Here is a 22,050-nt window from a genome sequence, read left to right on the forward strand (position 1 = left end):
TCGATACGCTGGCTCAATGAGTGTGCAGGCCCCAGCGCTTTCCGACTTGCGCTCGCAGGTCCACGACGCCGCCCGCCGGGCCCGCGTCGCGGCTCGCACCCTGGCCACGCTGTCCACCGAAACCAAGAACCGCGCGCTGCATGCCGCGGCGGACGCAGTGCTTGCACGGATGCACGAGATCCTCGCCGCCAACGAGCGCGATCTCGAGGCTGCCAGGGCCGCGGGCACACCGGACGCCATGCTCGACAGGCTTGCACTGAACCCTCAGCGCGTGGACGGCATCGCCGCCGGACTGCGACAGGTCGCCGGGCTGCCCGACCCCATCGGCGAGGTGCTGCGCGGGCGCACGCTGCCGAACGGCCTGCAATTGCGCCAGCAGCGCGTTCCGCTCGGCGTCGTCGGCATCGTCTACGAAGGCAGGCCCAACGTCACGGTCGACGCGTTCGGGTTGACCCTGAAGTCCGGCAATTCGGTGCTGCTGCGCGGAAGCTCGTCGGCGGCCCAGTCCAACGAAGCGCTCGTCACCGCGCTGCGGGCAGCGATGGTCGGTGAGGGGCTCGAACCCGACGTGGTCCAGCTGCTTCCCAGCGCTGACCGCGCCAGCGTCACGCATCTGATCCAGGCCCGCGGTCTCGTCGATGTCGTGATCCCGCGCGGTGGAGCAGGACTGATCGACGCGGTGGTGCGCGACGCGATGGTCCCCACCATCGAAACCGGAGTCGGCAATTGCCATGTGTACGTGCATGAGTCGGCCGATCTCGATGTCGCCGAACGCATTCTGCTCAACGCCAAGACGCGCAGGCCCAGCGTGTGCAATGCCGCCGAATCGCTGTTGATCGACGCCGCGATCGCCGACACCGCACTGCCGCGGCTGACGAAAGCGCTGCGTGACGCGGGCGTCACGCTGCACGAGAATCCTTCGGACGACGAACTGCGCACGGAGTTCCTGTCGATGGACATCGCCGTCGCGGTGGTCGACGGTATCGACGCCGCGATCGAGCACGTCAACGAATACGGCACCGGGCATACCGAAGCCATCGTGACGACGAATCTTGCTGCTGCACAACGGTTCACCGAACGGGTGGACGCCGCGGCAGTGATGGTGAACGCATCGACTGCGTTCACCGACGGTGAGCAATTCGGGTTCGGCGCCGAGATCGGCATCTCCACCCAGAAGCTGCACGCCAGGGGCCCGATGGGCCTGCCCGAACTGACATCGACCAAGTGGATTGTGTGGGGCGACGGCCAGACCCGTCCCGCCTGATTAGGAGTAGCCGAGTGAGCGTCCCCGCACGCCCAGCACCGTTGTTCGCCGACATCGACGATGTCGGCAAGAAGCTCGCCGAGACCGGCTACCTTCCCGACACCGCAACCGCCACAGCGGTATTCCTCGCCGACCGGCTGGGCAAGCCGTTGTTGGTCGAGGGTCCCGCCGGTGTGGGTAAGACTGAACTGGCCCGCGCGGTCGCGCAGGCGACCGGATCAGGTCTGGTGCGGCTGCAGTGCTACGAGGGCGTCGACGAGGCCCGCGCGCTCTACGAGTGGAACCACGCCAAGCAGATCCTGCGCATCCAGGCCGGCTCTGGTGACTGGGACCAGACTAAAACCGATGTGTTCAGCGAAGAGTTCCTGCTGACGCGTCCGCTACTGACGGCGATCCGCCGCACCGAGCCGACGGTCCTGCTGATCGACGAGACCGACAAGGCGGACATCGAGATCGAGGGTCTGCTGCTGGAGGTATTGAGCGACTTTGCAGTCACCGTCCCGGAACTCGGCACCATCGTCGCCGAGCGCAAGCCGTTCGTCGTGCTGACCTCGAACGCGACGCGCGAACTGTCGGAGGCGCTCAAGCGCCGGTGCCTGTTCCTGCACATCGACTTTCCCGATGCCGAGCTGGAACGGCGCATCCTGTTGTCCCGCGTGCCCGAACTTCCCGAACACCTCGCCGAGGAACTGGTTCGCATCATCGGCGTGCTGCGCGGAATGCAGCTCAAGAAGCTCCCGTCGGTGGCCGAGACCATCGACTGGGCCCGCACGCTGCTGGCACTGGGGCTGGACACGATCAGCGACGCGACCATCGCGGCGACTCTCGGAGTGGTGCTCAAACACCAATCCGATCAAGTCAAAGCGTCCGGAGAGTTAAGGCTCAACTGATGGCCGTCCGCCGAACCCGTCCACCGCAGCCATTGGCGCCGCACGGAATTCCCGGCCATCTGGTTGAGTTCGTGGAAGCGCTGCGCGGGCAGGGGATTTCGGTGGGCCCGTCGGAAACCGTCGATGCCGGGCGGGTGATGTCGGTACTGGGCCTGCAGAGTCGGGAACAACTGCGCGAGGGTCTCGCATGCGCGGTGCTGCGCCGCCCCGATCACCGCGAGACCTACGACGCGATGTTCGATCTGTGGTTCCCCGCGGCGCTGGGCGCGAAGACGGTCTTCGTCGACGATGACGACGAAACGGGTGGCGAGCCCGAGGGACTGCCGCCCGAGGATGTCGACGCCATGCGGCAGGCGCTGTTGGACCTGTTGGAAGCCAACGAGGACCTGGCCAATCTGGACGAGCGGCTCCAGCGAATGATCGCCCAGATCGTCGAGGCGCACGGGCGGTACAACTCCAGCCGCGGCCCGTCTTATTCGTCGTATCAGGCGCTCAAGGCCATGAACCTCGACGACCTGGAAGGGCGGCTGCTGGCCGGCCTGCTCGCCCCCTACGGCGACGAACCGACGCCGACACAGGAGCAGATCGCCAAAGCGATGGCGGCGCAACGCATCAACCAACTGCGTCGAATGGTCGAAGCGGAAACCAAACGTCGCACCGCTGAACAGCTGGGCCGCGACCATGTGCAGATGTACGGCGTGCCGCAGCTCGCGGAGAACGTCGAGTTCCTGCGTGCCTCCGGCGAACAGCTGCGTCAGATGCAACGCGTGGTGAAGCCGCTGGCCCGCACGTTGGCGACCCGGCTGGCCGCCCGGCGGCGCCGGGCGCGGCAAGGTGAGATCGATCTGCGTAAGACCCTGCGCAAATCGATGTCCACCGGCGGCGTGCCGATCGACGTGGTGCTCAAGAAGCCGCATCCGGCGCGGCCCGAACTGGTGGTGCTGTGCGACGTATCCGGGTCGGTCGCCGGTTTCAGCCATTTCACGTTGATGCTCGTGCACGCGCTGCGCCAGCAGTTCAGTAGGGTCCGCGTCTTTGCCTTCATAGACACCACCGACGAGGTGACCGAGTTGTTCGGGCCGGACGCCGACCTGGCCGTCGCCGTGCAGCGCATCACCCGCGAAGCGGGGGTGTACACCCGAGACGGACATTCCGACTACGGGCACGCGTTCGTCTCGTTCATGAACACCTGGCCGAATGTGCTGTCGCCGCGCAGCTCCCTGCTGGTGCTCGGCGACGGGCGCAACAACTACCGCAACCCCGAGATCGATCTGCTGGCGCACATGGTCAACTCCAGCAGGCACGCACACTGGCTCAACCCCGAGCCGCGGCATCTGTGGGGCAGCGGTGATTCGGCGGTGCCGCGCTATCAGGACGTCATCACCATGCACGAATGCAGGTCCGCCAAGCAGCTCGCCTCGGTCATCGATGCGCTGCTGCCGGTCTAGGTTCGGCGCGAACGTGGGTTACCCGCACACCTTGTCGGCGGCGGTTTCAAGCGGTAGATGCAACAGCGGGTGGTTTGGACGGGTTGGACAGTAGTTCGTCGAGGGCTTCGGCGGGTGTTTTCCAGCTCAAGGTTTCGCGGGGCCGGCGGTTGAGTTTGGTCGCGACGTAGTCGAGGTAATCGGCCGGAAAGACCGATAGGTCGGTGCCTTTGGCAAAGTATTGGCGCAGTAGGCCGTTGGTGTTCTCATTGGTGCCGCGCTGCCACGGGGAGTGCGGATCGCAGAAGTAAATATTGAGCTCGGCGGCTTGGGCGATCGCCGCATGGTTGGCCATCTCGCTGCCCTGATCCCAGGTCAGTGTTTTGCGCAGGATCAACGGCAGTTGCGCCATTTTCGCCACGATCGCTTCCTGCACGGCCACCGCGGTGTGATCGTCGGGCAGATGCAGCAACATCACAAACCGGGTCATCCGTTCGACCACGGTGCCAATCGCTGAACCCGAGGCAGTACTGCCCAGGATCAGATCGCCCTCCCAATGCCCGGGCACCGCGCGGTCTTCAACCTCGGGTGGACGCTCACTGATGTTGACCATGTCGCGGATGCGACCACGGCGTTCATCGGGCGGCGCTGGGGCTTACGCAACGCTCGCCCGGTGCGCAGACAGGTATGCAGTTCGCGACGCAGACTGCCTTTGCCCTGGACATAAATCGAGGTGTAGATGGTTTCGTGCGACACCCGCATCTCCACATCGTCGGGAAAATCCAGCACCAACCGCTTGGCGATCTGCTTGGGACTGTGCTCGTCGAGCAGCCGGGCCTGCACTTCATCGTGCAGCTTCGCTAACAGCCAGCTTGCCCGCTTTCGGGCGACGCGCCCGCCGATCAGAGTATGCCTGCGCCGTCAGCGCGCAGTAGCCCCCCGCGGCGCTGCGGCCACTCTGGCGTGCCCCGAACGCATGCTTTCGCCGATACCCTGAGTTGCGGTCCGGGTGATCGACGGTGTGTCGGCCGTTGTTGTCGATTTCGCGTTTGATTGTCGACGCCGGCCGAGGAGGTAACAGCCGGCTACCAATCGCACGCAGCGACTCATTGGTCGCCACGCCGATTTCGATCTGAATCCGATCCTGCAGCGTCATCCGCGGCTTCAGGCCCGATGAGCTGGGCACTACCGATCGTGGTTTCACCCCGCCAGCGTCGCGGAACCAGCGAAATCCCGTGCGCCTCGACACGCCGACAGCCCAGCTTGCCTCCTCGACAGTATGGCCATCACTGACATGCCTCCAGAACTGACGAACAACAGAGCTCAAAGTCAAAACAGACAACGCAACACGCCTCCACACGAATCAGAGACTGTTGCATCGACCCCTAGACCCCAAGGGCCGAAACCGTGCGTCAAGCCCACGCTCGACGCGGGAAGTAAGCTGGTCAATCGTGGTTTCGCGACGAAGGTTGGGCGTGATGGGTGGGACGTTCGATCCCATCCACAACGGCCACCTGGTCGCAGCCAGCGAGGTCACCGACTTGTTCGAGCTCGATGAGGTGGTGTTCGTCCCGACCGGCCAGCCGTGGCAGAAGCATCACCGCCACGTCACCGCCGCCGAGGACCGTTATTTGATGACCGTCATCGCCACCGCGTCCAACCCGAGGTTCTCGGTCAGCCGCGTCGACATCGACCGCGGCGGTCCGACCTACACCAAAGACACCCTGCGCGACCTGCATGCGCTCAACCCGGACGCGGACCTGTACTTCATCACCGGAGCCGACGCGCTGGCATCGATTCTGTCCTGGCAGAACTGGGAGGAGATGTTCTCCATCGCCAAATTCGTCGGAGTCAGCCGGCCCGGCTACGAGCTCGACGGTCAGCACATCAAGGCGGCCATGGCCGAGCTGCCCCCTGAAGCGCTGAGTCTCGTGGAGGTCCCCGCGCTGGCCATCTCGTCGACCGACTGCCGCAAGCGCGCCGAAAAGGGCAGGCCCATCTGGTATCTGGTGCCCGACGGCGTGGTGCAGTACGTGGCCAAACGCAAGCTGTACGAGGCCAATTCGTTGACGGAGGAGTCCACCCGATGAGCGCATCCCAAGAGGCGATCGACATGGCGACGGTGGCCGCGCGGGCGGCGTCGGCCAAGCTCGCCGAGGACGTCATCGTGATCGACGTTTCGGGGCAGCTGGTCATCACCGACTGCTTCGTCATCGCGTCAGCGTCCAACGAGCGGCAGGTCAACGCGATCGTCGACGAGGTCGAGGAGAAAATGCGGCTTGCGGGGCACAAGCCGGCCCGGCGGGAAGGCGGGCGTGAGGGACGGTGGACGCTGCTCGATTTCGTCGACATCGTCGTGCACATCCAGCATCAGGACGAGCGCGACTTCTATGCGCTGGATCGGCTGTGGCGTGACTGCCCGGTGCTGACAGTGGAGCTGGATGGCGATGAGCCGCTTGCGCGAAGAGCAGAGGATCGCGAGCCGTGAGGATCCGCCGACTGGTGATGCTGCGTCACGGGCAGACCGAGTACAACGCGGGCAGCCGCATGCAGGGCCAACTGGACACCGACCTGTCCGACCTGGGCCGGGACCAGGCCGTTGCCGCGGCCGAGGTGCTGGCCAAGCGGCAGCCGTTGCTGATCGTGTCATCCGACCTGCGACGGGCGCTGGACACCGCAGTCAGCCTGGGGGAGCGTGCCGGAATGCCGGTGCAGGTGGACACTCGGCTTCGCGAGACGCACCTCGGCGACTGGCAGGGATTGACGCATCTCGAGGTCGACGCCCGGGCTCCGGGCGCCCGGCTGGCGTGGCGCGAGAACGCCCGCTGGGCACCGCACGGCGGCGAGAGCCGGGTCGACGTGGCCGTGCGCAGCATGCCACTGGTGAATGAGCTGCTCGCCGAGCAGGCGGATTGGGGGGTCGACGATCCAGAACGGCCGGTGGTGCTCGTCGCCCACGGTGGGCTGATCGCCGCGCTGACCGCGGCGTTGCTCGGTTTGCCCGTCGACAACTGGCCGATCCTCGGCGGCATGGGCAACTGCAGCTGGGTGCAGTTGTCCGCGCACAGCGACGTCAACGCCGCGCCGGCGGACATTGGCTGGCGGCTCGACGTCTGGAACGCCTCGGCGCAGGTTGCCAATGATGTCCTCTGATCCCGCCCGTCCGACGCTGCTGCTGTTCTGCGACTCGCTGTCCTACTACGGTCCGACCGGCGGGCTCCCGTCTGACGATCCGCGAATATGGCCTAATATCGTTGCTGCCCAACTTGATTGGGATGTCGAACTGATCGGCCGGATCGGCTGGACCTGCCGCGACGTCTGGTGGGCGGCCACCCAGGATCCGCGGGCCTGGGCGGCGTTGCCGCGTGCTGGTGCGGTGGTGTTCGCGACAGGCGGAATGGATTCGCTGCCGTCGCCGCTGCCCACCGCGTTGCGCGAGCTGATCCGGTACATCCGTCCGGCGTGGCTGCGGCGCTGGGCGCGCGACGGGTACGGCTGGCTGCAGCCGCGCCTGTCGCCGGTGTCCCGTGCGGCACTGCCGCCGCACGTCTCGGTCGAATACCTCGAGATGACGCGTGGCGCCATCGATTTCAACCGCCCCGGAATCCCGGTGGTGGCGTCGTTGCCTTCGGTGCACATCGCCGAGACCTACGGAAAGGCGCACCACGGCCGCGAAGGCACGGTGAAGGCGATCACCGCATGGGCGGCCGAACACGGCATTCCCCTCGTCGACCTCAAGGCCGCGGTCGGCGACGAGGTCATGAGCGGCCGGGGGAATCCAGACGGCATTCACTGGAATTTCGAAGCACACCAGGCCGTGGCCGACCTGATGCTCAAGGCGCTCGCGGAGGCCGGCGTGGCATGTCGGTAATCGTGGTGACGGACTCGTCGTCCCGCCTGACCGCAGATGAGCTGAAGCAGAACAACATCCGTCAGGTCCCGCTGCATGTCCTGGTCGACGGCGTCGATCTGCGAGACGGTATCGACGACGTGCCCAACGACATTCACGACCGCCCCCGCGCGACGACCTCGGGGGCATCGCCGGCGGCGCTGACCGAGACGTACCGACAGGCGCTGGCCGACAGCAACGGCGACGGTGTCGTCGCAGTCCACCTCTCGGCCGCGCTGTCGAGCACTTTCAGCACGGCGGTGCAAGCGGCCCGCGAGTTCGGCCCCTCGGTCCGCGTGGTCAATTCGCGATCGGCGGCGATGGGAGTCGGATTTGTCGCGTGCGCCGCCGCAGACGCGGCGGCAGCGGGCGAGGATCTGGAAACCGTTGAGGCGGAAGCCCGTTCGGCAGTGCCGCGCACTCACGCGTGCATCGTCGTGCACCGCCTGGACAATCTGCGGCGCAGCGGACGGATCGGCACGGCCGCGTCGTGGCTGGGCACGGCGCTGTCGCTCAAGCCGCTGCTGTGTCTGGATGTGGACGGCCGGCTCGTGCTGGATCAGCGGGTGCGCACACTCACCAAGGCGCACACCGCTATGGTCGAGCGGGTCGCGGAGATCGTCGGCGAGGGCGGTGCGAGGATCGCCGTCCACCACGTCGACAATCACGACGGCGCAGACGAAATGGGCGCCGCGCTGACCGCGCGCCTACCGCAGATCGATTCGCTCACCGTCGCCGATATGGGCCCGGTGTTGTCGATTCACCTCGGCGCCGGCGCCATCGGCGTCGTCGTCCAGACCGTCGATTAGCGGGCGACCCGGCCGGTGACCGGCGGGAGATCCTTGAGCGTAACGATGCCAGGTGCGGCCGCAACGACTGCGGGCACGGCGTTGGTCACCGGCATCGCGGTGTAGATCATGCCGAGGCCCATGAACCCGGGCTCGGTCCAGTCCTTGGGCGGCAGGCAATGCAGCACCGTGCGCATGTTCGGCAGGCCGAACACCTGAATGACGTGACCGTGTTCGAGCGGCTTGGGCGGGGTGACGTGGCTGCCCATGATCCAGTTGAACCCGACGCTGACGACGTTCTTGTCGCCCACCCAGCCGCGGTGATAGCCCATGACACCGCCGACGGTGCCCGAGGGGATCTGCATGAATCCCAGATCGCTGTCGCCGGTCGCGGGCGTGAAGGTCACGTCGAACGTCATTCTGTCGAGCTTGGCGCCGATGGCATCGGCCATCATCGCGGCGGATTCGGCGAACACCTCGCTCTCGCGTCGCACACTCTCGGCCAGACCCGGGGTGTCGGGATCTTGCGAGAAGCCCATCGCCGTCTGCGTACCCGCCGACTCGTATGTCGAGCAGTCGACCGATTCGGTGATCCGGATTTCGTCGACCCGCTCGCACGAGCCCGACAGCACCATGCCCACCATGTTCGTCATACCGGGATGCGCGCCATTGCCGAAGATCGTGGAATTGCCTTTCTCGCAGGCTTTCCGGATGCGCGCCAGATCCTCGGGTGTCTGCTTGCCGCCGGTGATCCAGGCGGCGCTGGAGCACACGTTCACGCCGGCTTCGAGCAGTGCGACGAGTTCGTCGACGCTGGGCCACAACGGGTTGTAACAACAGGCGTCGGGCTTCAGTGCGATGAGCTCCGCGATGTCGTTGGTGGCTTTGATGCCGGTGGGTTCGGGCCAGCCCGACAGTTGGGCCGCATCGACGCCCACCTTGTCGGCGCCGTGGGCGTACACGCCGACAAGCTCCATGTCGTCGCGGCCGATGATCGCGTGCAGCGATCGTCGGCCGATGTTGCCGGTGGTCCACTGAATGACGCGGAGGGGCCGCTCGGGGGTCGTCATTGGAAGCACGTTACATGTGGGTTCCGCCGTCGACTCGCACCTCGGTCCCCGTCACAAAATAGGCATCCGAGGAGGCGAGCATCGCCACCACAGCGGCGACGGCATCCGGGTTGGCGAACATGCCGCCGCCGTCCACCGGGAGGGTCGGCATGATCTTGCCGAACAGCGAGAAGTCGGCGTCTGCAGGCAGTCCGGGACCGATGCTCTGTTTGGATTCGCCGGTGCCGTCGGTCATTCCGGAGGAGATCGAGCCGGGCTGAACCGAGTTGAACCGGATCCGCTCCTTCGCGAACTCCAGCGCCAGCGTGTGGGTCATCGCTTGAATCCCGCCCTTGGACGCCGCGTAAGCGGACATGTAGGGGTGCGCGAAGGCCGCGGAGGTGGAGCTGAAGTTGACGACGGCAGGGTCGGTGCCGTTGCGCAACGCGGGGATGGCCTCTCGCGTCATCAGGAACGTGCCGATCAGATTGATCCGCAGCACCTGTTCGAAATCGGCGAGCGTGGTTTCGAGGAAATGCACCGACCGCAATATCCCCGCCGCGTTCACCAGCGCGTCGAGACCCCCGAGCGCGTCGACGGCCTGGGCCACGCCCTGCTTCACCGACTCCTCACTGGAGACGTCGAGGACCACCGCCGTCAGCCGGTCTCGGTGCGACTCGGCCTTCGCCACGGTGTCCTTCAAACCGGACTCGCTCACGTCCGCCGCTGCCACCCGGCCGCCTTCGTCCAAGATCCGCAGCACGGTTGCTTGACCGATCCCGGAGCCGCCGCCGGTGATCAGGACTCGACGATCGTTGTATCGCTGAAGAGGCATAGGCAGATACTCGCGTGAAAACGCCGGGGTGTCAGCCGTTTGTCCCGCTCCGTGGGCCTGTCACCCCGGAGTCTTTTTCGGATGGATGAAGATGCCCTCTGCCTCGACCGTCACGCCGTCGGAGTCGGAGATACTGCCGACCGCGAAGGTCTTCGTCCCGTCGATTCGGTCGACCTGAGCCTGCGCGCGAAGGCGCTGGCCAAGACGTGTGCCGCGGACGTAACGCAGCGTCAGTGTGCCGGTGACGGCGGGCTGGTCTGGTTTGTGCGCGGTGGCGCCGAGAACATGGTCGAGGATCAGCGCGCAGATTCCCCCGTGTACGTGCCCCGGCGGCCCTTCGTACGCGGCACCGAGCACGAAGTCGGTGTGTACTGCGCCATCGGCGTCATGGTCGACGACCAAGGGAGGCGCGATCGGATTTCGACGGCCGATCACCACGTTGCCCAACGCGATGGAGCGCCCGTCGGGGGTGGTTTGCACGCCGAACGATCCCGGAAGCAGGGAGTCGCTCAAACGGGCTGTCGCCGCGTCGATCTTGTCGGCTGCGTCGGCGATGGCGGCCAGGTCGACTTCAGTGCGAATGGTGGCGTCGATCAGTCGACGAACGGACGCAGTCAGCCGTTCGTGTGCGTCGCTCGACATCTGGACCCCTTGGCTCGTGTTCGTGGTACACCTTGGCCGCAGCGCAAGCGGTCCGCAACGCGGTGTCCCGCCCAGTGGTGAGTACACGCCTAGCTGTGACCTGTGTTGTTAGTCTGAGCAGGTGAAAAGCGGCGACGACCAGGGGAAGCCGAATCTCGCGGCGACCAGCTGGGCGTTGTTGGGCATGCTCTCCTACGAGTACGAGCTTTCGGGCTACGACATCCGAAAGTGGATCGACTGGAGCATGCGCTTTTTCTACGGAAGCCCCGCCTACAGCCAGATCTACTCAGAACTCAAGAAGCTCGAGCAACTCGGCCTGGTGACATCTCGGTTCGACAACAGCAGTGGCGCCCGTAGTCGGAGGCTGTACAAAATCACTGAGGCCGGCCTGGACGCCGTCACGCGGTGGGCGAACGATGCGCCACTCGACCCTCCCGTTCTCAAGCACACTCCTCTGCTGCGAGTGACGTTGGGGCATCTCACTAATCCCGCGAGGCTCAAGGAGATCTTGCAGGAGCACCTCGCCTGGGCTGACGAGATGTATCGGAGCGCAGCCAAGGACGCGAAGTGGGCCAAAGCCGACACGACATGGGCGTATGCGCGGGTTGCGTTGAACTGGGCCGAGCGGTACTACGCGAACGAGCGTGAGCTGACCCTGAAGATGATTAAAGAGCTCGACGAGGCCGAAGCCGAGTTTCCGCGCGTCGGCGACGGCGGACGGACGAAAGTCCCTTGGCCCACACCGGAATACTGGTACGAGATCGAGAAGAAGGCTGAAGCCGACGACGTGTGACTAGGTCGCGGCGGCCGCATCGAGGGCCGCGATGTAGCCGTATACGAGACCCTGCGCGATCGTCGCGCCCGCACCGGGATAGGTGGCGCCGAACGCGTTGGCGGCGGTGTTGCCGATCGCATACAGCCCTGGAATGGCGGAACCGTCTTCGCGCAGCACCCGGGCGCGTTCGTCGGCGCGCAGGCCGCCGCACGTACCCAGGTCGCTGAGCGCCATCTTGACCGCATAGAACGGGCCCCGGTCGAGCGGGCGCAGATTCGGGTTCGGGGTGATCGTGGGGTCGCCGTAGTAGCGGTCGTACGCGCTGCGTCCGCGGCCGAAGTCGGAATCGTCTCCGGCGCGCGACATCTCGTTGAATCGGACGACTGTGGCGACGAACTGCGACTCGGGCACCTTCATCATGCGCCCGAGTTCGGCCAGATCCTCGGAGCGGTAGGCAATCCCCGCGTCGTACCACGCCTGCGGCAGACTCATGCGCGGAAAGCGGTCCGCGGCAAAGACATAGCTGTTGCGGTACTGCTGATCGAAAACGATCCACATGGACTCGACAGGATTACCGGCACGCTCCCTTTCGAGCACGCACTGGCCGAAGGACATGTAATCGGACGACTCGTTGGTGAACCGCTGACCCGTCTGGTCGACGATCAGCGAGCCCGGCAGGGATCGTTCGGCGAGCATCACCAGCGGATCCGCCCCCGGCAGCGGCGCCACCGCAGGGAACCACCAGGCCTGATCCATCAAGTCGATCCCGGCACCGGCATCTTGGGCGATGCGGATGGCGTCGCCGGTGTTGGTTTCCGCGCCGAGGCTGGTGTGCTCGCCGAGTGATTCGGACTGGAACTTCCACCGCATGTCCATGTTGTGGTCGAAGCCGCCCGCGGCCAGCACGACGCCGCGTCGTGCATCGACGGTGACCTCGCGCCCCTCGTGTGCGACGACGGCGCCGGTGACCCGGTCACCGTCGGTGATCAGTCGGACCAGCGTGGTCTGCGTCCACACACCGATGCCCGCGCGCAGGACGCCTGCGAACAAACCTGCGGCCAACGCTTGTCCGCCCGCGGTGTACCGCCGGCCGAGCATCAAGCCGCCGACGCCCTGGGCCAGCCGTTTGACGATGAGCGGCAGGCCTTTTCGTGGTACCCGGACCATCAGGTTCATCCAGCGATAGTCCGCGCTCGTGGTCGGCATCGGGATCGTCGGCTCCATCAACCCCGGGCGCAGCAACGAGCGGTATCGGCCGAGGAGCGAGGTGTTGAACGGCCTGCACTCACACGTCCGCCCGTCGGCACTTCCGCCGGGGAGCTCGGGGTGGTAGTCGGAGTAGTCGCGCGCCCACGTGAACCGCATGGGCGTGGTGCGTCGCAACATCTGGACCGTCGCCGCCAGGTGGGCGACGAACTCCACCGACCGCTGCGGCGGAGCGGTGCCGGCCACGACCGCGTCCAGGTAGGTCCGTGCCTTCTCTGCGGTGTCCCCGGCTCCGTACTCCTCGAGCACCGGGCTCGCGGGAATCCACAGGGCGCCGCCGGACCTCGCGGTGGAACCGCCGACGTATGACGATTTCTCGACGATCAGCACCTTGAGTCCCTGCTCGGCGGCCGCCAGCGCGGCGGCCATACCGGTGCCCGAACCCACCACGAGCAGATCGACGGACGTATCGCGCGGGGGCATCCCGGCGGGAACGGTGGCGGGCGCAGCAGTCGTCACGGCTTCGACAGTAGGTCGGGACAATCGCTGGTGCGGCGGATCATCCCTCCCAGCGGGACGATTCGCTCCACAAGCGGGAACGCGGGCGTAGAACGAGGGTATGACGTCGCAGCCAGGGACCGCAGAAACCGACGAGATTCGGCAGATCGAAGCCGCAGCAGCACCGACCAGATTTGCGCGCGGATGGCACTGCCTGGGACTGACCAGGGACTTCGGCGACGGCGAGCCACACTCGGTGAGCGCCTTCGGCCAGAAGCTGGTGGTGTTCCGCAGCGGCGACGGCAAGATCAATGTGCTCGACGGCTACTGCCGTCACATGGGCGGGGACCTCAGCCAAGGCACCGTGAAGGGCGACGAGATCGCCTGCCCGTTCCACGACTGGCGGTGGGGCGGCGACGGCCGATGCAAGAAGGTGCCCTACAGCAAGCGGACGCCGAGGCTGGCCCGCACCGCGACGTGGACCACCCTCGAACAGGACGGCATGCTGTTCGTCTGGAACGACCCCGAGAAGAATCCGCCGCCCGCCGAGGTCGCGATTCCGCGGATCGAGGGTGCGACGAGTGACGACTGGACCGACTGGCATTGGTACACCACCGTCGTCAACACCAACTGCCGCGAGATCATCGACAACGTCGTCGACATGGCGCACTTCTTCTACATCCACGGTTCGCTGCCAACGCACTTCAAGAACATCTTCGAAGGCCACGTCGCCACGCAGTACATGAACGGTGGCTCGCGCGGGGACATCCCGGATCCCGAGGGACAGCCTCGGCTGCTCGGTACGACCTCGGTGGCCTCGTACTTCGGCCCGTCGTTCATGATCGACGACCTGACCTACCACTTCGAGAACGACGATCAGAACACCATCCTCATCAACTGCCACTATCCGATTGACGCCAATTCCTTTGTGCTGCAGTACGGCATCATCGTCAAGAAGTCGGAGGCGCTGCCCGGTGATGCGGCGCTGCAATCGGCGATCGCGCTGGGCGATTGGGTCAAGGTGGGCTTCGAGCAGGACGTCGAGATCTGGAAGAACAAGGCGCGCATCGACAATCCGCTGCTGTGCGAGGAGGACGGGCCGGTCTACCAGTTGCGCCGGTGGTACGAGCAGTTCTACGTCGATGCCGCCGATGTCCAGCCTGACATGGTGGACCGCTTCGAATACGAACTCGACACCACCAGCCCGTACGAGGAGTGGATGAAGGTCGTCGACGAGAACATCAGCGCTCAAGCGGCGAGGTCGGGAAGCGTCTGATGGCCGTTCGGCCCGACAACCGACTCGCCGATGCTCCGATGGTGCCGGTGGGCTGCCGCCGGTGCGGTGCGTGCGTGCAGGCGCGAAAAAGCAGCTGGAATCAAACCAGCGTGCAGTGGAATGCGGACGCCTCGGCCCGCTGTCTGGAACGCCGCGACGCCGAGCACTTGACCGAGCACGCGGAGCGCGGCCTGTTCCTGGCCTGCTCAGCGCTGAACGACTCCATCATCGACGCGGTCCGCACCGGCGATCTGCCGGTGGTCGATGAATCAGCGCGGGTGAGCACGTAACTTCGACCCTATGAAGGACATTCCGCCGGTGGCGGTCGTGACGGGTGCCAGTCGCGGCGCGGGACGCGGCATCGCGGCCGCGCTTGTCGCTGACGGGTGGCGGGTGTATCTGACCGGCAGGACCGTGCGCGACCCGGGTGACGGCGGTATCGCCGTGAACGTCGACCACCGCGACGACGACGCGGTAGCCGGGTTGTTCAGGCGCGTCGACGAGGAAAACGGCGGGTTGGACCTCTTGGTGAACAACGCCGCAGCCATATCCGACGAGCTGGTCAATCCAAAGCCGTTCTGGGAGAAGACACTCGAACTCGCCGATGTTCTTGACGTCGGGCTGCGGTCGGCGTACGTCGCGTCATGGCATGCCGCGCCGCTGCTGGTGGGTAGAGGCCGAGGTCTGATCGCGTTCACCTCGTCGCCGGGGTCGGTGTGCTACATGCACGGTCCGGCCTACGGCGCCCAGAAGGCCGGCGTCGACAAGATGGCCGCCGACATGGCGGTCGACTTCCGCGACACCGGGGTGGCCACGGTGTCGATCTGGATGGGCATCCTGCTCACCGAGCGCTTCCGTGCCGCGTTTGACGGCCATCCGGAGGCGCTCGCGAAAACGGCCGAGCACGCCGAAACCCCCGAATTCACCGGACATGTGATCAACGCCCTGTATCGCGACCCCGATCTCGCCCAGCTGTCCGGCCGTACGGTGATCGGCGCGGAGATCGCACAGCGGTACGGCCTCACCGACCAGGACGGTCGACAGCCGCCGTCGCACCGCGGCATGATGGGCGACCCGCGCGAACCCAGTTCAGTGGTGGTGCGCTGAGGTTCCCTTCAACCTGGGCGGAGGACGTCGATGTCACCGATCGTGATATGGACGTCGAAGTGACGGTGGATGATTCGCCAGCCGTCGGGCGTACGGAGCGTCGCCATCGATGGCGATCTGCTCAGCGCATTCACAAGTCATCTGTTCTCGACTTTCAGGCGAGCTGGAAAGCGCTGATCGGTGCCTCGTCCGGGTATATCGCCGGGCCGCCCAGGTCGTAGGCCGCGTTGAGCGCGCCGATGAAGCCCGGATCGTGCATCGGCTCGCCGGGAATGTCGAGCTTGACACCCTTGCGGCTCAAGTCGTCGACCATCATGTCGATGGCCTTGTCAGCGGTCAGATCGTCCGAACCGTCCATGTTCTTCTTGAGTTCGTCGTAGTCGGAGAACACTTCGGCCGACCAGTGCACCAGGAAGCGCAGTTCATCGGTGTGGTGGCGGGCGATCACGTCGTCGCCGTTCTTGAGCAGCCACAGGTCGCGGTCGGCGGGATCACCGGTGAACACCGTGTCGAACGTCAGGTCCGGGGGAGTCTGTTTATCGAGTGGGCCGTTGGCTTCCCCGCGGTGCACCATCATCTCGTTCTGCACCACCACGCCGCGGTTGTAAACGGGGGGCAACAGGCGCTGCGGCGCCTTGAGGGGACCGTCTGGCCAATACGTGAATCCGCTGCCCTCATCGAGCGAGAACCACGTGATCACCTGGGCCATCTTGATCAGATAGTCGGTGAACAGACCGGACTTGCCCATCACGCTGCACAGCCAGGTCGGTGCGTTCTCGTGGCGGATGCCGCGGAAGCTCGGGGAATCCAGATGACCGGGGTCGCGGTTGGCGCAGGGCCCGTTGATGTTGAACAACATCAATTCGGGCTTCGCGTACTCAGCGTCCCAGTAGCGCTTCGCCATCTGAAGAAACTTCTCGTTGTAGAAGCAGTCGTGCAGTTCGGGATGAAGCACCGCTCCATAGTTTGCGAGATAGCCCCGGAAGGTGGGCGTCAGGAAGAGATCCAGCGAGGGGGTGAAGCCCTCGGGGAATGCGCCGCTCATCGTCGCGATCAGCTCATCGGCCGACGCGAAATGCTGAGCGATGATCAACTTCCACGGCCCCCGGGTGCGGACGACGTCGAGCAGTCGGTCGCGTTGATCATCGGTGTAGACGCTGTCGATCTCAATCGGCTTCGCGGCTGGGCGCAGGACGTCGGACAGCTCCAAACGGCGCTGATCGGTGAGCATCTCGTCTCCTGTTTCTCGGTTGATCTGATTCTGTGGCTTGATCCGCTTGACGAACTGCCGGATGTCCGGTGATCGGGAGACCCGTTCGAGTGGTTAGAAGCGCAGCGGATGAGCGAATTTCGCGCGCAAGAGCCCGCCGACTTCCGCGATCGCCAGCCTTCCGCGGGCGGTGGCATCTGATCTCATCAAGAACCCGTGATAAGCGCCCGGATAGCGCGTGAGGGTGGTTTGAACCCCCGCATCCCGCAGCCGTGACGCGTAGCGCTCGCCCCAGTCGCGGATCGGGTCGCATTCGGCGGTGACGACTATGGCGGGCGGAAGGCCACTCAAGTCGGTCGCATAGGCCGGCACCCGGAATTGGTCGTGCGGTGCGCCGCCGGCGTCGGCGAGCTCGTGCATGTAGACGATGTCGTCGTGGCTGAGCATCGGGGCATCTGGAAGTGTGGAGATCGACTCCACGGCCATATCGCGGTCGAGGCCCGGGTAGAGCAGCACCTGACAGCAGATGGCGGGACCGCCGCGGTCGCGGGACGCGAGCGCCACCGCCGCGGCCAGCGAGCCACCCGCGCTGTCACCGACGACCGCCAGTCGTGTGACGTCGGCACCTATCTGCTGCGCGTGCTCCGCAACCCATTCCGTGGCCCTGAATGCATCGTCGAACTGAGCAGGTGCGGGGAACTCTGGAGCGAGCCGGTAGTCCACCGACACCACGGTGGCGTTGGACTGGGCGGCAAGCGTTCTCGCCAACGGCTCGAACGAGTGATTGGAGCCCATCACCATGCCGCCGCCGTGGAGGTACACCAACACCGGCGCATTGGCGTCGGCGGTGGGTCGGTAGATCCGCAACGGCACCGGCCCGGTAGGGGCCGGTGCGGCGCAATCGTCGACCGCCACCATTTCAGGCATCGTCTCGGGCAGCGGAGCGGATTCGATGGCGTCCCGGATCGCCTCGAGACCTCGTTCACGCATGGGCGGCATAGCACCGAACGAGGCGACGCGCTCGGCGGCATCGGGATCGAGCTGCGGAACGGTCACGCCGGATCGAATCGGCGTTGCGTGCGCAACTTCGGGGGCTGTTGAGAGGCAAGCACATTGGCCCGTTCCGCCATTGCCGAGCCGACATAGTCCGGCTGCGTCAGAAGATAGAACCGCCCTTCGGCGGCCTGTTCGAACACCGCCTCAGCGGCGGCCCGCGGATCCATCGCGTCGGCCTTGATGTCGAGCATGGCCGCACGCTGGGATTCGGCTGCTACCACGTCGCCGTCGGTCACCCCACCCGCTGACTCGAAGATGTTCGACACGACGGCCCCCGGCAGGACCGCCTGGACGTGAATGTGGTCGTGGCCGGCCAGTTCCACCTCCAGCCGTAGGCACTCGGTGAGCGCCAACACCGCGTGCTTGCTCATGATGTAGGGCGCCTGCAGCGGGACGACGGCGACTCCACCGATGGACGACAGGTTCCACACCCAAGCCGGCTCCCCAGCCTCGATCATCAGCGGAAGGAAGGCTCGCACACCGTGGAAGACTCCGCTGATGTTGATGTCGACCAGTCGATTCCAGTTCTCGACGGGGGTATCCCAGAGATATCCGAACTGCTCGATGCCTGCGTTGTTGATGAGCAGCCGCACCGGACCGACGTCGCGGTACACTCTCTCGGCGAGCGCCGATAAGGCCCCCGGGTCGCTGACGTCGCACACGGCGTCAATGGCGACCATGCCCGCCCTGGTGAGCTCGTCTCGAAGCGCCGCAACCGCATCGGCGTCGATGTCGGCCAGCACCACCGTCATGCCGAGCCCGGCCGCATGGCGGGCCAAACCCGCGCCAATGCCCGCACCGGCACCCGTGATCACCGCGACTCCACCGCCAAAGGGTGCGCTCATGTGCCTGTCGTGGCCGCACTCGTCGCGCTGTGTTCGGCAAAGGGAATCGAATCCTCGGCGTCGAGCACCACCCTCATCGACGTGAACACCAGGCCATCACCGTCCCGCCGTATCCCGACATCGACGACGCCGCTGGAGACGTCGAACGGGACATTATTGGTGATCTGATTGACGTACAGATAGAAGCGCGCATCGGTCACGGCGCCATCGCTACCGGTACGGAAGATGTTGGTCGCGTGATGGCGCAGTGGGTAGGGGTTCTCGTTCCGGTGCTGCGTCAGCCACGCCAGCGTCTCGGCGCCGCCGTGCAGTTCGGCCGCCAACAGATCCTCGAACGGGCAGTGGCCGGAATCGGACCGGCTCAGGTACTCCATCTCGTCACCGATTCGGGTGGCCAGCTCGTCGAAGTGGCCCTGGTCGTAGTGGTACCAGAACCCGGCGATGAATTCCTGGATCTCAGACAGCGTGATGTCGTCGCTCATGCGAGTGAGTGAACTCCCAAAAGCTCTCCCGAGAACTGGCTGTGCCCGGTCAGTGGAACACGTTCTGTTCGCCGAATCGGGTGCGCAGATCACGCTTCAGCAGCTTGCCGCTCGGGTTCTTCGGTAACGCGTCGACGAAGTGGACCTGCTTCGGCGTCTTGTACCCGGCGAGGTGGTTGCGGCAGTGGGTGAGCAGTTCGACCTCGGTCGGGCTCACGCCGTCGCGCGTGACGACTGCCGCGACGACAGCCTCCACCCAGACTGGATGCGGAACACCGAACACGGCGACTTCTTCCACGCCTGGATGCCGGTAGAGCACCTCCTCGACCTCACGGCTCGCGACGTTCTCGCCACCCGTCTTGATCATGTCCTTCTTGCGGTCGACGACGTGCAGGAGCCCGAACTCGTCGTAGTAGCCGAGGTCTCCGGAATGAAACCATCCGCCGCGGAACGCTTCCGCGGTGCGTATCGGGTCGTCGAGGTAGCCCAGCATGAGATGCGGACCGCGGTGCGCGATCTCTCCGACTGTTCCCGCCGAAACGGGGGTATCGGTGTCGTCGAGGATGGTGGTCTCGACGTTGATCGCGGGCCGGCCCGCCGCACCGCCGTGGTCTGCCTGATCTGTGGGCCCCAATGCGCTTGCCAGGGGGGCCATCTCGGTCTGACCGTAGAAGTTCCACAACTGCAGGTCGGGCAGGCGCTCGCGGAGCTCGAGCAGGATCTCGGTGGGCATCGCCGAGGCGCCGTAGTAGCCCTTGCGCAGGCTCCTCAGGTCGACTTCGTCGATGATGGGCGAGCGCAGCAGGCTGATCCAGATGGTCGGCGGGGCAAAGAAATTGGTCGCTTCGTGTTCTGTGATGCTGCGCAGGATCACCTCGGGATCAGGACGCGGAAGGATGATGCTCGTAGCGCCCAGGTAGATATCGGTCGCGAGGAAATTGTCGAGCTGGGCGCAGTGGTAGAGCGGCATCGAGTGAATCTCGATATCGTCCTCCGACATCGACCCGGCCACGATGGTGCTGACGTAATTGGACATCAGGCTGCGGCTGGAGTGCATCACCCCCTTGGGACGCGATTCGGTGCCACTGGTGTACATCAGGCGAAGCAACTGATCATCGTCGATCTCGACGTCCGGCGGCGAAGTGGTGGTGGTCAGCCAACGCGCGAAGTCATGCCAGCCGTACGGTGCGCGCTGCCCATCGGCATTCAAGGTGACCTTGGTGACTACCGATCCGGCGCGGGCCATCGCTGCGTCCGCGGTGGGGATCAGGTCGTGTTCGACGATGAATCCCCGGACACCGCTGTGGCTCACGATGTAGGCGATCTCGTCGGCGGTGAGCATGAAGTTGATCGGAACGAGCACGACGCCCGCCCTCGCGGTGGCGAACGCCAGTACCGCGTACTGCCAGCAGTTGTGGGCCAGCAATGCCACGCGGTCCCCGGGCGAAAACCCGTTGTCCCGCATTGCCGCCGCGGCGCGGTCGACCAGCTCGTCGAATTCGGCAAAGGTCAGCGTGACGTCGCCGTCGATGAGGGCGACCTTCGTGGGATGCCTGCGGGCGGTCCGGCGCGGGATGTCGCCCAGGGTTTGGCTGCGCAACTGCATACGTTCGTCCTTCACTGCGCGAGGTTCAGTTCGCGGCCGATGATCTCGCGCATGATCTCCGAGGTGCCGCCGTAGACACGGGTGACCCTGGCGTCGATCGCGGAGCGGGCGATCGGGTACTCGCGCATGTATCCATAGCCGCCGAACAGCTGCTGGCAGGAATCAAGACATCGGAACTCCATCTCCGTCGCCCACAACTTGGCCTTCGCGGCGTCAGCGGGTGACAACCGCCCGGCATTGAGTTCGACGACGCAGCGGTCGATGAACGCCTCCGCCACCGACACCTCGGTGGCGACGTCGGCAAGGACGAAGCGGGTGTTCTGCAATGCCCCAATGGGTTTGCCGAATGCGGTACGGTCGCGCACGTAGTCGATCGTCCAGCGCAGCGCCGCGCGGGCACGGCCGAGGCTGCCGACCGCGATCTGCATCCGTTCCTGCGGCAGATTCCGCATCAGATATTCGAATCCCCGCCCCACCTCACCCAATACGTTGGCTTTCGGCACCATCACATCGGTGAGGATCAGCTCCGACGTGTCCTGGCAGTGCAGTCCGAGCTTGTCCAGGTTGCGGCCGCGCTCGAAGCCGGGCATACCGCGCTCGAGCACGAGCAGCGTCAAGCCGCGGTGTCTGTCGGCTGAGGTACGCACGCAGGTGATGACCAGATCGGCATTCTGTCCGTTGGTGATGAACGTCTTCGCCCCGTTGACGCAGAAGTGATCGCCGGCGTCGACGGCCGAGGTGCGGATTCCGGCCACATCAGAGCCCGCGCCGGGCTCGGTCATCCCGATGGCTGCGATGAGGTCTCCGGAGACGAAGCCCGGCAGCCACCGAGCGCGTTGTTCGGCGGTGCCCAGGTCGGCGAGATAGGGCAGGCAGATGTCGTTGTGAACCGCGAAACTCAAACCGACAGCACCGCAGTCTGCGTCCATGAACGATTCGATCAGGATCTGGTTGTAGCGGAAATCGCGTGCTTCGACGCCACCGAATTGTTCGCCGGCCGCAAAGCCCAGCAGCCCGACGGCTCCTGCTTTGGCGAACACCTGACGGGGAATGATCCCGTCGTCGTCCCAGGCGGCGACGAACGGTGCGACCTCCTTGCGTGCGAAATCGCCCGCCAGTTCTCCGAATGCGCGGTGGTCGGGTTCGTAATGCACGCGATCCATTGCCGCAGGGTATGCCCGTGTGCACGGCGAGGACGATGAGTG

22 protein-coding genes and 1 pseudogene are annotated in these 22,050 nt (G+C 65.5%); 12 read left to right on the forward strand and 11 right to left on the reverse strand.

What is annotated here, in order from left to right:
* The first annotated feature begins 16 nt into the window (after positions 1–16).
* The 3 genes from G6N36_RS00345 to G6N36_RS00355 are packed head-to-tail and all read left to right on the forward strand — an operon-like array spanning position 17 to position 3,602.
* Positions 17–1,264, forward strand: a complete 1,248-nt coding sequence (locus tag G6N36_RS00345) for a glutamate-5-semialdehyde dehydrogenase (RefSeq protein WP_163684000.1) — start codon at positions 17–19, stop codon at positions 1,262–1,264.
* Positions 1,265–1,278: 14 nt separating this feature from the next.
* On the forward strand, positions 1,279–2,154 hold the full coding sequence (locus G6N36_RS00350; RefSeq protein WP_163684002.1) for an AAA family ATPase: 876 nt from the start codon (positions 1,279–1,281) through the stop codon (positions 2,152–2,154).
* Positions 2,154–3,602, forward strand: a complete 1,449-nt coding sequence (locus G6N36_RS00355) for a vWA domain-containing protein (protein WP_163684004.1) — start codon at positions 2,154–2,156, stop codon at positions 3,600–3,602. Before G6N36_RS00350 ends, G6N36_RS00355 begins: the two co-directional genes overlap by 1 nt.
* Before the next feature lie 46 nt (positions 3,603–3,648).
* Here G6N36_RS00355 and G6N36_RS00360 read toward each other — a convergent pair.
* Positions 3,649–4,923, reverse strand: a pseudogene (locus G6N36_RS00360) (IS30 family transposase).
* Between the two features lie 109 nt (positions 4,924–5,032).
* On the opposite strand from G6N36_RS00360, the gene nadD reads away from it, so the two are divergent.
* Genes nadD through G6N36_RS00385 form a run of 5 tightly spaced genes read left to right on the forward strand, consistent with a single transcriptional unit; the run spans position 5,033 to position 8,279 of the window.
* Positions 5,033–5,671, forward strand: coding sequence for a nicotinate-nucleotide adenylyltransferase (nadD, locus tag G6N36_RS00365; protein ID WP_163684006.1), 639 nt, complete (start codon positions 5,033–5,035; stop codon positions 5,669–5,671).
* Positions 5,668–6,069, forward strand: coding sequence for a ribosome silencing factor (gene rsfS, locus G6N36_RS00370; protein WP_163684008.1), 402 nt, complete (start codon positions 5,668–5,670; stop codon positions 6,067–6,069). Before nadD ends, rsfS begins: the two co-directional genes overlap by 4 nt.
* On the forward strand, positions 6,066–6,734 hold the full coding sequence (gene gpgP, locus G6N36_RS00375) for a glucosyl-3-phosphoglycerate phosphatase (RefSeq protein WP_163684010.1): 669 nt from the start codon (positions 6,066–6,068) through the stop codon (positions 6,732–6,734). The genes rsfS and gpgP overlap by 4 nt, the downstream gene beginning before the upstream one ends.
* Positions 6,724–7,452, forward strand: a complete 729-nt coding sequence (octT, locus tag G6N36_RS00380; RefSeq protein ID WP_163684011.1) for a diglucosylglycerate octanoyltransferase — start codon at positions 6,724–6,726, stop codon at positions 7,450–7,452. The genes gpgP and octT overlap by 11 nt, the downstream gene beginning before the upstream one ends.
* On the forward strand, positions 7,443–8,279 hold the full coding sequence (locus tag G6N36_RS00385; RefSeq protein WP_163684013.1) for a DegV family protein: 837 nt from the start codon (positions 7,443–7,445) through the stop codon (positions 8,277–8,279). Before octT ends, G6N36_RS00385 begins: the two co-directional genes overlap by 10 nt.
* Here the strand turns inward: G6N36_RS00385 and G6N36_RS00390 are convergent.
* The 3 genes from G6N36_RS00390 to G6N36_RS00400 are packed head-to-tail and all read right to left on the reverse strand — an operon-like array spanning position 8,276 to position 10,784.
* Positions 8,276–9,328: an NAD(P)H-dependent amine dehydrogenase family protein gene (locus G6N36_RS00390; protein WP_163684015.1), complete on the reverse strand. Its 1,053-nt coding sequence runs from the start codon at positions 9,326–9,328 to the stop codon at positions 8,276–8,278. The two genes, G6N36_RS00385 and G6N36_RS00390, sit on opposite strands and share 4 nt — an antisense overlap.
* A gap of 10 nt (positions 9,329–9,338) precedes the next feature.
* Positions 9,339–10,142, reverse strand: a complete 804-nt coding sequence (locus G6N36_RS00395) for an SDR family NAD(P)-dependent oxidoreductase (RefSeq protein WP_163684017.1) — start codon at positions 10,140–10,142, stop codon at positions 9,339–9,341.
* Between the two features lie 60 nt (positions 10,143–10,202).
* Positions 10,203–10,784 (reverse strand): PaaI family thioesterase, encoded by a 582-nt coding sequence (locus G6N36_RS00400; protein WP_163684019.1) that lies wholly within the window; start codon positions 10,782–10,784, stop codon positions 10,203–10,205.
* Between the two features lie 121 nt (positions 10,785–10,905).
* Between G6N36_RS00400 and G6N36_RS00405 the strand changes: the two genes are divergently transcribed.
* Positions 10,906–11,577, forward strand: a complete 672-nt coding sequence (locus G6N36_RS00405) for a PadR family transcriptional regulator (protein ID WP_163684021.1) — start codon at positions 10,906–10,908, stop codon at positions 11,575–11,577.
* Here G6N36_RS00405 and G6N36_RS00410 read toward each other — a convergent pair whose 3' ends face one another.
* Positions 11,578–13,284, reverse strand: a complete 1,707-nt coding sequence (locus tag G6N36_RS00410) for a 3-ketosteroid-delta-1-dehydrogenase (RefSeq protein ID WP_163684023.1) — start codon at positions 13,282–13,284, stop codon at positions 11,578–11,580.
* A gap of 100 nt (positions 13,285–13,384) precedes the next feature.
* Between G6N36_RS00410 and G6N36_RS00415 the strand changes: the two genes are divergently transcribed.
* From G6N36_RS00415 to G6N36_RS00425, 3 genes are read left to right on the forward strand one after another with little or no spacing between them, the layout of a single operon-like run.
* The gene (locus tag G6N36_RS00415) at positions 13,385–14,539 is read left to right on the forward strand and encodes a 3-ketosteroid-9-alpha-monooxygenase, oxygenase component (protein WP_163684025.1); all 1,155 of its coding nucleotides are present in this window, start codon (positions 13,385–13,387) and stop codon (positions 14,537–14,539) included.
* On the forward strand, positions 14,539–14,829 hold the full coding sequence (locus G6N36_RS00420) for a ferredoxin (RefSeq protein ID WP_163684027.1): 291 nt from the start codon (positions 14,539–14,541) through the stop codon (positions 14,827–14,829). The genes G6N36_RS00415 and G6N36_RS00420 overlap by 1 nt, the downstream gene beginning before the upstream one ends.
* Before the next feature lie 10 nt (positions 14,830–14,839).
* A complete protein-coding gene (locus tag G6N36_RS00425; RefSeq protein ID WP_163684028.1) occupies positions 14,840–15,646 on the forward strand; it encodes an SDR family NAD(P)-dependent oxidoreductase in 807 nt (268 codons plus the stop codon).
* Between the two features lie 154 nt (positions 15,647–15,800).
* On the opposite strand, the gene G6N36_RS00430 is transcribed toward G6N36_RS00425, so the two are convergent.
* The 6 genes from G6N36_RS00430 to G6N36_RS00455 form a co-directional block, all read right to left on the reverse strand.
* The gene (locus G6N36_RS00430) at positions 15,801–16,877 is read right to left on the reverse strand and encodes a hypothetical protein (RefSeq protein WP_163684030.1); all 1,077 of its coding nucleotides are present in this window, start codon (positions 16,875–16,877) and stop codon (positions 15,801–15,803) included.
* A gap of 93 nt (positions 16,878–16,970) precedes the next feature.
* On the reverse strand, positions 16,971–17,912 hold the full coding sequence (locus G6N36_RS00435; RefSeq protein ID WP_163684032.1) for an alpha/beta hydrolase: 942 nt from the start codon (positions 17,910–17,912) through the stop codon (positions 16,971–16,973).
* Positions 17,909–18,757: an SDR family NAD(P)-dependent oxidoreductase gene (locus tag G6N36_RS00440; protein ID WP_163684034.1), complete on the reverse strand. Its 849-nt coding sequence runs from the start codon at positions 18,755–18,757 to the stop codon at positions 17,909–17,911. Before G6N36_RS00440 ends, G6N36_RS00435 begins: the two co-directional genes overlap by 4 nt.
* Positions 18,754–19,239 carry a polyketide cyclase gene (locus tag G6N36_RS00445; protein WP_163684036.1) on the reverse strand — a complete coding sequence of 162 codons (486 nt, stop codon included), beginning with the start codon at positions 19,237–19,239 and terminating at the stop codon, positions 18,754–18,756. Before G6N36_RS00445 ends, G6N36_RS00440 begins: the two co-directional genes overlap by 4 nt.
* A 49-nt stretch (positions 19,240–19,288) precedes the next feature.
* Entirely contained in the window at positions 19,289–20,845 is a 1,557-nt protein-coding gene (locus tag G6N36_RS00450; RefSeq protein ID WP_163690272.1) for an acyl-CoA synthetase, read from the reverse strand.
* Between the two features lie 11 nt (positions 20,846–20,856).
* Positions 20,857–22,008 (reverse strand): acyl-CoA dehydrogenase family protein, encoded by a 1,152-nt coding sequence (locus G6N36_RS00455; RefSeq protein ID WP_163684038.1) that lies wholly within the window; start codon positions 22,006–22,008, stop codon positions 20,857–20,859.
* Between the last annotated feature and the right edge of the window lie 42 nt (positions 22,009–22,050).

The organism is Mycolicibacterium gadium (genome assembly GCF_010728925.1).
GTDB classification, from domain to species: Bacteria; Actinomycetota; Actinomycetes; order Mycobacteriales; family Mycobacteriaceae; genus Mycobacterium; species Mycobacterium gadium.